The 7,899-nt window shown below is 67.2% G+C and carries 7 protein-coding genes; 5 read left to right on the top strand and 2 right to left on the bottom strand.

From position 1 onward, the window contains the following. The first annotated feature begins 153 nt into the window (after nucleotides 1-153). The 3 genes from GRX31_RS25575 (at nucleotide 154) to gshA (ending at nucleotide 3,862) form a co-directional block, all read left to right on the top strand. Nucleotides 154-579, top strand: coding sequence for a hypothetical protein (locus tag GRX31_RS25575; protein ID WP_016453902.1), 426 nt, complete (start codon nucleotides 154-156; stop codon nucleotides 577-579). Nucleotides 580-1,154: 575 nt separating this feature from the next. After that, complete coding sequence (locus GRX31_RS25570) at nucleotides 1,155-2,066, top strand: SDR family NAD(P)-dependent oxidoreductase (RefSeq protein WP_016453901.1); 912 nt, start codon at nucleotides 1,155-1,157, stop codon at nucleotides 2,064-2,066. A gap of 266 nt (nucleotides 2,067-2,332) precedes the next feature. Next, nucleotides 2,333-3,862, top strand: a complete 1,530-nt coding sequence (gene gshA / locus GRX31_RS25565) for a glutamate--cysteine ligase (protein WP_034348046.1) — start codon at nucleotides 2,333-2,335, stop codon at nucleotides 3,860-3,862. Nucleotides 3,863-3,869: 7 nt separating this feature from the next. Here the strand turns inward: gshA and GRX31_RS25560 are convergent, their stop codons facing one another. Both GRX31_RS25560 and GRX31_RS25555 read right to left on the bottom strand, forming a co-directional pair. Continuing rightward, nucleotides 3,870-4,082 (bottom strand): oxidoreductase-like domain-containing protein, encoded by a 213-nt coding sequence (locus tag GRX31_RS25560; RefSeq protein WP_043791884.1) that lies wholly within the window; start codon nucleotides 4,080-4,082, stop codon nucleotides 3,870-3,872. A gap of 2 nt (nucleotides 4,083-4,084) precedes the next feature. Next, a complete protein-coding gene (locus GRX31_RS25555; RefSeq protein WP_013803403.1) occupies nucleotides 4,085-4,327 on the bottom strand; it encodes a hypothetical protein in 243 nt (80 codons plus the stop codon). Between the two features lie 168 nt (nucleotides 4,328-4,495). Here GRX31_RS25555 and ylqF point away from each other — a divergent pair, with 168 nt between their 5' ends. Both ylqF and GRX31_RS25545 read left to right on the top strand, forming a co-directional pair. Next, a complete protein-coding gene (gene ylqF / locus GRX31_RS25550; RefSeq protein ID WP_016453899.1) occupies nucleotides 4,496-5,449 on the top strand; it encodes a ribosome biogenesis GTPase YlqF in 954 nt (317 codons plus the stop codon). A 126-nt stretch (nucleotides 5,450-5,575) separates the two neighbouring features. Further along, the gene (locus tag GRX31_RS25545) at nucleotides 5,576-7,864 is read left to right on the top strand and encodes a putative bifunctional diguanylate cyclase/phosphodiesterase (RefSeq protein WP_026062425.1); all 2,289 of its coding nucleotides are present in this window, start codon (nucleotides 5,576-5,578) and stop codon (nucleotides 7,862-7,864) included. Nucleotides 7,865-7,899 lie beyond the last annotated feature (35 nt).

The following is a 7,899-nucleotide window of genomic DNA, read 5'->3' as shown; positions in this document are numbered from 1 at the left end:
TATCAAGGGGGGGCTGCAATTCTGTGGGGCGAAGGGTGTTTGTACCCTGTATCGGGCTCTGTATCGGGCCTATATCAGGCAATGTCTGGCACCAGGGGCCGGGTTGAGGTGGGTCTCCCGGGCAGCGGTCAGCGGTGCGCTAGGCTTGGCGCCATGCATATCAAGCCCTACCTCCTGCCTGTGCTCGTTTTCCTGCTGGTCGGTCCCGGTGTGGGCGTGCTGACCGTGATGCTTGTGGGCGCGGACGGTGCGCCGGTCTTGCCGGTGAACTGGCTGCTCGTCGTGTTCGGCTATGGCATAGGTGCTGTTCCTGCCGCTTTGGCGGGGGTGATCTATGTGGTCGGCTGGCCTCTCAGGGGCCTGCTCCAGGTACTGAGCACCAGGGAGTTCGGCGCCGTGCTGGGTGCGGTGAGCGGTGTCGCCGCGCTGGCTGCATGCTTTTCAGCGACCTCCGGCACGCCGTTTCCCAAATCCCTCGGCGTCTATGTCTTTCCCCTGGTTGCCGGTGCCGTCTGCGGGGCGCTTGCAGCGCATGCGCGTGATGAGGCCTGTGAGGGGAGCGGGTCGCAAGGCGTTTGAACGCGTCCGGCTGCGACGCACAAGTTTGCCTGTTTTTTGAGCAATTGGCTTGCTTGTTTGTCAAATCAATGACTTATGTTGCGAATTCGGCATTTTTGGCGGCTTGTCCACATGCTTGTCCAGTACGAATGGGGGTAAATGCGTACATGCGGGTTGCACGGTGGATAAGCGGGACGCGGCCCGAAAATCCGGGGTCTTCTGCCCATTTTTTAAGCGTTCCTTCTGTTTTTCTTTTGAATCAATGACTTGCGTGCCTTATCCCGCCCGCTGTGAAAGTTGTTCACAAGATTGTTCAGGGTGAGGCGGGATAAGTCGGGCACACGACTTGTGGATTTGATCAAAAAATAGGCAAAACGAAAAAATCGAATCAAAACAATTACTTAACCAGCCAGTCCCGAGCCTGCACATGGTTTTCCACAGGCTTGTCACGAAATGATGGGGACAAGGCCGGCGGGCCTGCCGCAGTCGCTTCGGCAACCGGAATGCGGCCGGCGTCCGTCTACATTGCTGGGTGGCCGGTGCCCTGCCATCCGGAGGGCGCAACCGGCATCCAACGACACAAAGGGAGCATCTCCATGGCGATTGAGTTTGAAGGCCGCGTGGCCATCGTGACGGGGGCCGGCGGCGGCCTGGGGCGCCTGCATGCGCTGGCGCTGGCGGCGCGCGGCGCCAAGGTGCTGGTCAATGATCTGGGCGGTGCGGTCGATGGCAGCGGCGGTTCGGCCACGGCGGCCCAGGCCGTGGTGGACGAGATCCGCGCGGCGGGCGGCCAGGCGCTGGCCAACGGTGCATCGGTCACCGATTTCGAGGCCGTGCAGGCCATGGTGCAGCAGGCCGTCGATGCCTGGGGCCGCGTGGACATCCTGGTCAACAACGCCGGCATCCTGCGCGACAAGAGCTTTGCCAAGATGGGCATGGACGACTTCCGCCTGGTGGTGGAAGTGCACCTGATGGGCGCCGCGCATTGCTGCAAGGCCGTGTGGCCGCACATGCAGGCGCAGAACTACGGGCGCATCGTGATGACCACCTCGTCCACGGGCCTGTACGGCAACTTCGGCCAGGCCAACTATGGCGCGGCCAAGCTGGCCCAGGTCGGCCTCATGCAGACCCTGGCCATCGAAGGCGCCAAGCACGGCATCCATGTGAATGCGCTGGCACCCACGGCGGCCACCCGCATGACGGAAGGCCTGATGCCCGAGGCCGTGCTGGCCGCCCTCAAGCCCGAGGCCGTGGTGCCCGCCATGCTGGTGCTGGCCCACGAAAGTGCGCCCACACGCACCACGCTGTGCGCAGGCGCGGGCGGCTTCGAGGCCGCCTTCATCACGCTGACCGAAGGCGTTTACCTGGGCCAGGGCGAGCAGGTGCCGGAACAGCTGGCCGCGCAACTGGCCCAGGTGCTGGACCGCAGCGGCGAACAGGTGCCCGCCAGCGGCGCCGCCCAGGGCACGCTGGAAGTGGGCAAGGCCATGGCTGCAGCCCGTCGATGACCAGGGGCTGGCCAGAGATTTCGCCGCTGGCCGGCCTGCCCTTGCCCGGTATCAAGGCAGCGCCGGCCGGGAGGGCGAAACTCTGACATATTCCTTTCGCTCGCGGCGATCCCATGCGGGGCAACAGGCCAAAACGCGTGGTTAAGCGGACAGGCGCCATCGCGTTTCCTGCCGTTTCTCTATCATTCGGCGTCCGGGTCGGGTCCGCCGGGAATCCTGGTGGTTTCCGTGTGGGCCGATGCCCATCAACGAATCGGTAAACAAGAATGAAAACATCGCAGGCATCCATGGCGGTTCCCGGTCCTGAGCGGCTCAAGGGCATACGCCGTGGCATAGAAAAGGAGGGCCTGCGCGTGCTGCCTTCCGGCAGCCTGGCGCTGACGCCGCATCCCCTGGCGCTGGGCTCGGCGCTCACGCATCCGCACATCACCACCGACTACAGCGAATCGCAGATCGAGCTGATCACCGGCGCGCGGCTGGGCGTGCAGGAATGCCTGGACGAACTGGTGCAGATCCACCAGTTCGTGCTGCGCAGCCTGCGCGATGCGGGTGGCGAGATGCTGTGGTCGTCCAGCATGCCCTGCCAGCTGCCCACGGACGAGACGATTCCGCTGGCGCGCTACGGCTCCTCGCACTCGGGCCGCTCCAAGAGCGTGTACCGCATGGGGCTGGGCCACCGCTATGGCCGGCGCATGCAGACGATTTCGGGCATCCACTACAACTGGTCGCTGCCCGGCGTGACCAGCGACCAGTATTTCTCGCTCATCCGCAATTTCCGGCGCCATGCCTTCGTGCTGCTGTACCTGTATGGCGCGTCGCCCGCGCTGTGTCCCTGTTTCGTCGAGGGGCGCGAGCACCGGCTGCAGCCGCTGGGCAATACGGGCCAGGCGCTGTACCTGCCCCACGCCACCTCGCTGCGCATGGGACGCCTGGGCTACCAGAGCGATGCGCAGGCCAGCATCAACGTCAGCTACAACGGCCTGGAAGGCTATGCGAATTCGCTGTACGACGCGCTGACCCAGCCCTATCCCGCCTACGAGATGCTGGGAGTGCGCAACCCGGGCGGCGACTACAACCAGTTGGGCACGGGCCTGCTGCAGATCGAAAACGAGTTCTACGGCACCATCCGCCCCAAGCGCACCGTCAGCCGCGGCGAGCGCCCGCTGCACGCGCTGCGCGAGCGCGGCGTGGAGTATGTGGAAGTGCGCCTGATGGACCTCGATCCCTTCGAGGACGTGGGCATTGCCGCGCCCACCATGCGCATGCTGGACGTGTTCCTGCTGCACTGCCTGAACGCCGACAGCCCGCCGGATACGCCGGACGAGATCGCGGAACTCAAGCACAACCAGCACCTGACGGCCGAGCGCGGCCGCGAGCCGGGCCTGCAGCTGGTGCGCGCCGGCCGAGAAGTGCCGCTGCGCGACTGGGCCCATGAAGTGCTGGACCAGTGCCGACCCTACGCCCAGGCGCTGGACAGCACCCACGGCACGCAGGACTACAGCGCCGCCCTGGCCCAGGCGCTGGAGCGCCTGGAGCACCCCGAGCGCACGCCGTCGGCCCATGTGCTGGGCGAGCTGACGGGCGCATACGGCAACAGCTTTGCGAACTTCACGCTGGCCCGGTCCGAGCAGGCCCGCGACTCGCTGCTGGCCCTGCCCTGGAGCCAGGCGCAGCAGCAGCGCTTCGAGCAATGGTCGGCGCAGTCCGTGCAGGAGCAGCGCGACATCGAGGCCGCGGACACGCTGTCGTTCGAGGAATGGCGCCTGCGCTACATGGCGCCGGAGAACCTGCGCTGAGCGCGCTTCAACCCCGCCCGGCGCCCAGCGCCTGGCCTGCGTCCTCGCACCAGAACAGCACGGCGTCGTAGAAGCCCTCCCAGACGCAGCCGTTGCAGCCGCGGCCGCAGCAGCTCGTGGGCTGGGGCGGCACAGGGCGCAGTGCAATGCCTGCGGCCTGGGCGCGCTGCTGCCACAGCTGGATCTGCGACAGCGCCTGCTCCAGCGGCCCCTGCACCATGCTCAGCGCCGCGCCTTGCTGCGGCGCACCGCAAACAGCACGATGAAGGCCGTGCCCAGCAGCAGGGCGAACCAGCCGACCAGGTACGACTGGGCCATCATCTGCACGATGCCCCCGGGCGCCATGAACTGTGGCGCCAGCAGAATCACCAGCCCGATCACGGCGCAGGTCACGCCCTTGATCAGCAGTTCGATGTCTGCCTTGCGCGAGGCGGAGCGGGACGAGGGGGTATCGGGCAAGGACATGGGCAGTGAGGCTGGGCGTAAAAGCGGGGGACAATTGCGGTTTGCGCAAGAAAAAATGGAAGTCTGCGGGTTGCGCCGGGGCGCCGCGCGTTGTTGCATCCTGTCTGCGCAAGCCATGAATTATCCTTGCGCCCCTGCCAGTCCCCCCGTTTCCCAGAAAGTAATCCCATGGCCATACAGTGGTTCCCCGGTCACATGAATCTCACGCGCAAGGTGATCACCGAGCGCGTCAAGGAAATCGATGTGGTCATCGAAGTGCTGGATGCGCGCCTGCCGGGGTCGAGCAGCAACCCGCTGCTGCAGGAGTTGACGGGCCACAAGCCGCGCCTGCAGGTGCTCAACAAGCAGGACCTGGCCGATGCCGCGCGCACGCCGCTGTGGCTGGACTGGTACAACGCCCAGAGCGACACGCGCGCCATTGCGCTGGACGCCTCCGAACCCGCGCCCACGCGCCGGCTGATCGAGGCCTGCAAGCTGCTGGCGCCGAACCGTGGCGGCATGGCCAAGCCCATGCGCGTGCTGATCTGCGGCATCCCCAACGTGGGCAAGTCCACGCTGATCAACTCCATGAGCGGCAAGCGGCAGGCCAAGACGGGGGACGAGGCCGGCATCACCAAGCTGGAGCAGCGCATCGTGCTGGCCGACGACTTCTACCTCTGGGACACGCCCGGCATGCTGTGGCCGCGCATCATCGTCGAGCAAAGCGGCTACAACCTGGCCGCCAGCGGCGCCGTGGGCCGCAACGCCTATGACGAGGAACTGGTGGCGCTGGAGCTGCTGGGCTATCTGCAGAAGAACTACGCGGACATGCTGGAGGCGCGCTACAAGCTGGGCCTGGACAACGAACGCATCGCCGCCCTGCACGACGACGAGCTGCTGGACGCCATCGGCCGGCGCCGCGGCGCCATGATGGGCGGCGGACGTGTCAATGTGCAAAAGGCGGCCGAGCTGGTGCTCACGGATTTCCGCGCAGCGGTCCTGGGCCGCATCACGCTGGAGACGCCCGAGGAGTACGCGCAATGGCTGGCCGTGGGCCAGCAGCGCGATGCCGAGCGCCAGGCGCGCAAGGACGCCGTCAAGGCGCGCAAGCGGCCGCCGCGCGAGCGCAAAAGCGCGCCCTGAACCGGCGCCCGCATACCCTGTTTGGTGCAAGAGCGCGTCCGACCGGGGCGGTGGCACAACCACCACAGCCGCAGGCGGCGCCGACCGCTAGCATGTTGAGTGTTCTTTCTCTGTTGGGGCTTTTTCATGCGGCGTCATCGAGTCGAGGCGGAAACCCATTTGTCCCTGCGCAGGGTGGTCCTGGTGGGCAGCATATGGATCACCAGCCTCACCGTGATGCTGGCCATGGCGCTGCTGATGCAGGACCCCGTTCCCTGGCTCAGCGTGCGGCTGAACCTGGTTGCCGCAGGCGTGAGCTTCGGTGCCGTGCTGCTGGGCTGGCGCCGGCACTGGCGGCTGGCCTCCAATGTGCTTGTCTGGGGCACCTGGACGGCGGCCGTGACCGTGGTGGCCGCCACGGGCGGCGTGCAAAGCGGCTCGGTGCTGGCCTTTCCTGCCCTGCTGGTCATGTGCGCCTGGGTGCTGGGCGTGCGCACCACGCTGGTCATGCTGGTCCTGTCCGTGCTGACCATGGCCGGTTTCTGGGTGGCGGGCCGGGAAGGCGTTGACTGGATCGGCCAGCGCGAGACCTCGCCCGTGTTCTCCATGCTCTACTTCGTGGGCATGCTGGGGCTGACGGGCACGGTCACGCTGATGGCGCGGCGCAGCCTGATCCGCCGCGCCCAGGAGCTGCAGGACACACTGGGCGCGCTGGAGCAGCACCAGGACGATCTGCGCAAGTTCTACCGCGCCGTGGAGCAGAACCCCGAGAGCATCGTCATCACCGACGTGCACCAGAACATCGTCTATGTGAACGAGGCCTTTTTGCAGCGCACGGGCTTTGCGCGCAACGAAGTCCTGGGCCAGCCCACGCACCGCTACTCCACCATGGGGCTGGATGCTCCGGCCTGGGAAGAGGCGCTGCACCAGCTGGGCCGGGGCGCGCTGTGGCGTGGCCAGATGACCAACCGCACGCGCCAGGGCGAGGACCTGCCCGAGGCCGTGCTCGTGGCGCCGATACGGGCCTCGGACGGCAGCATCGTCAACTACGTGGAACTCAAGCAGGACCTGTCCGAGCGCATGCGCGCGGAGCGCCAGATCCATGCGCTGGCGCATTTCGATGCGCTCACCGGCCTGCCCAACCGCCTGTCGCTGACCCAGCGGCTGCGCGCGCTGGCGCGCGAGTTCCGCGAGGGCGGCAAGGGGGGCGAGCCGCGCCACGGCCTGCTGCTGCTGGACATGGACCGCTTCACGGCCTTCAACGATGTGCGCGGCACGGTGCGCGGCGACGCGCTGCTGGGCGCGCTGGCGCTGCGCCTGGCCGATGCCCTGCCCGACGGCGTGCTGCTGGCCCGCATGGGCGCCGACGAATTCGCCGTGCTGCTGGAGAAGGCAGGCCACGAGGCCGCCGAGGTCGACCAGCACATGCGCGCCCTGGCCCAGGTGCTGCAGGACGCGCTGGAGCGGCCGCTGTGGCTGGAGGAAACCGGCGAGGAAGTGCAGGCCAGCTGCAGCATCGGCGCGGCCAGCTTTGCCGCCTCGCGCACCGACAGCGGCGGCCATGACGTGCTGCGCCGCGCCGGCGTGGCCCTGCACCAGGCCAAGCAGGCCGGTCTGGGCCAGGTCGTCATCTTCCAGCCCGACATGGCCGAGGCCGTGGGCAAGCGCTTTCGCATCGAAAAAGACCTGCGCCGCGCCATCCCTGCCGGCGAGCTGCAGCCCTACCTGCAGTCCCAGGTGGACCGCATGGGGCGCTGCGTGGGCGCCGAGGTGCTGGTGCGCTGGAACCATCCGCGCCTGGGCATGGTCGAGCCCGGCGACTTCATTGCCGTGGCAGAGGAGTCGGACCTGATCGTGCAGCTGGGAGACTGGATGCTGGAGCAGGCCTGCCGCATGCTGGTGCGGCCCGAATTCGTGCAGCACGGCTGGCGGCTGTCGGTCAACGTCAGCTGGCGGCAGTTCCGCCAGCCCGATGTGGTGAACAAGCTCAAGCGCATCCTGGCCACCACCGGCGCCGACCCGCGCCGGCTGACGCTGGAGGTCACGGAAAGCGTGGTCATGCGCGACGTGGACGAGGCGCGCGAGCGCATGACCGAGCTGCAGCTGCTGGGCGTGGAGATGGGGCTGGACGACTTCGGCACCGGCTATTCATCGCTGGCCTATCTGCAGCGGCTGCCGTTCCGTGAACTCAAGATCGACAAGTCTTTTGTGCAGGACTGCCATGCCTCGCCCGGCAATGCCGCCATGGTCGAAGCCATTTTGCTCATGGCCCGTCGCCTGCACCTGCGCGTGGTGGCCGAAGGCGTGGAGACCGAGGAGCAGGCCGGCACCCTGCGCGCCTGGAACCAGGATGTGCTGTTCCAGGGCTACCACTACGGCCGGCCGCTGCCTGCCGCCGAGTGGGTGGATCTTCAAGTGGGGGCGGCCGGCGTCTGAGGCCGTAGGCACGCCAGGGTCGCGGCCCTGGCGCG

It is taken from the genome of Delftia sp. CH05, from assembly GCF_009827015.1.
Lineage (GTDB): Bacteria > Pseudomonadota > Gammaproteobacteria > Burkholderiales > Burkholderiaceae_C > Comamonas > Comamonas tsuruhatensis.
Note: the sequence above shows the minus strand (reverse complement) of the source record. Positions and strands in the feature narration are given on the sequence as shown.

What these genes read in the sequence shown, in the direction of transcription:
- gshA (WP_034348046.1), top strand. Translation starts at nt 2,333, where the DNA reads ATGAAAACATCGCAGGCATCCATGGCGGTTCCCGGTCCTGAGCGGCTC.
- GRX31_RS25560 (WP_043791884.1), bottom strand. Translation starts at nt 4,082, where the DNA reads ATGGTGCAGGGGCCGCTGGAGCAGGCGCTGTCGCAGATCCAGCTGTGG.
- GRX31_RS25570 (WP_016453901.1), top strand. Translation starts at nt 1,155, where the DNA reads ATGGCGATTGAGTTTGAAGGCCGCGTGGCCATCGTGACGGGGGCCGGC.
- ylqF (WP_016453899.1), top strand. Translation starts at nt 4,496, where the DNA reads ATGGCCATACAGTGGTTCCCCGGTCACATGAATCTCACGCGCAAGGTG.
- GRX31_RS25575 (WP_016453902.1), top strand. Translation starts at nt 154, where the DNA reads ATGCATATCAAGCCCTACCTCCTGCCTGTGCTCGTTTTCCTGCTGGTC.
- GRX31_RS25555 (WP_013803403.1), bottom strand. Translation starts at nt 4,327, where the DNA reads ATGTCCTTGCCCGATACCCCCTCGTCCCGCTCCGCCTCGCGCAAGGCA.
- GRX31_RS25545 (WP_026062425.1), top strand. Translation starts at nt 5,576, where the DNA reads ATGCGGCGTCATCGAGTCGAGGCGGAAACCCATTTGTCCCTGCGCAGG.